Origin of the sequence: Pelagicoccus sp. SDUM812002 (assembly GCF_031127835.1) — a bacterium.
GTDB lineage: Bacteria > Verrucomicrobiota > Verrucomicrobiia > Opitutales > Opitutaceae > Pelagicoccus.
The window spans coordinates 1-944 of sequence record NZ_JARXHX010000099.1 but is presented as its reverse complement, the minus strand read 5'-3'; the positions used below and the strand labels follow the sequence as shown (position 1 = coordinate 944).

At 56.6% G+C, this 944-nt stretch carries 1 protein-coding gene; it reads left to right on the top strand.

Annotated elements, in window-relative coordinates:
- A partial coding sequence (locus QEH53_RS23855; protein WP_309025745.1) for an amino acid adenylation domain-containing protein occupies nucleotides 1-944 on the top strand: 944 nt, incomplete at both ends.

The following is a 944-nucleotide window of genomic DNA, read 5'->3' as shown; positions in this document are numbered from 1 at the left end:
CTCTCCGTCGGACCTGATCTACTGCATCTACACCTCGGGATCCACGGGCAGGCCAAAGGGCGTGCTGATAGAGCACCGGAACGCCCTCAATCACTTGTTTGTGAAGATTGACACGCTTTGCATGGGCGAGAGCACGGTTCTAGCGCATACGGCGTCCTACTGCTTCGATATTTCCTTCTGGCAGTTTTTCGCTCCGCTTTGCGTCGGGGGCAAGGTGGTCTTGTACGGGAGTCGGATAGTGGAGGACTTGAAGTCGTTCATCGATGACCTGTCCATCAGGGAGGTCGATGTTCTTGAGGTGGTTCCAAGCTTCCTGTCGGCGTTGATTAGAGCTTCTGGAGAATGCGGAATGGGGTTGCCCGGCCTAAGTCACCTGCTTGTGACGGGAGAGGCATTGGAGAGGAAGCTGCTCAACAGTTGTTTTGATGTTGTGAGAGACTGCCAGGTGGTCAACGCCTATGGCCCGACGGAAGCTGGCGACGATATAACTCAACATTCATGGGACGCTCCGATCGACGAGTCTACGCCCGTCTATATCGGATCGCCTGTTGCGAATACGAGCATCTACATTTTGGATGAGAGTGACGCTCTTTGTCCGATCGGCGTGCCCGGGGAGCTTTGCGTCTCCGGCGTGCAGGTGGGTCGCGGCTATCTGAATCGAGATGAACTGACTTCCGAGAAGTTCGTTGAGAATCCTTTCTTTCCGGGTCAGCGGATGTACCGCACTGGAGACCTCGCTCGCTGGTCGAGCGATGGAGTCATAGAATGCCTTGGCCGCATTGACGACCAGGTGAAGATCCGGGGCTTTCGCGTCGAGCTTGGGGAAATTGAGTCGGCTGTGCGTTCCTTGGCAGGCGTTAGAGATGCCGTGGCGATAGTACTTGGCGAGGGCGACCAAAGGAGCCTCGTTGCGTACGTCGTTCCGGAGGGCGAGTGCGATGCCG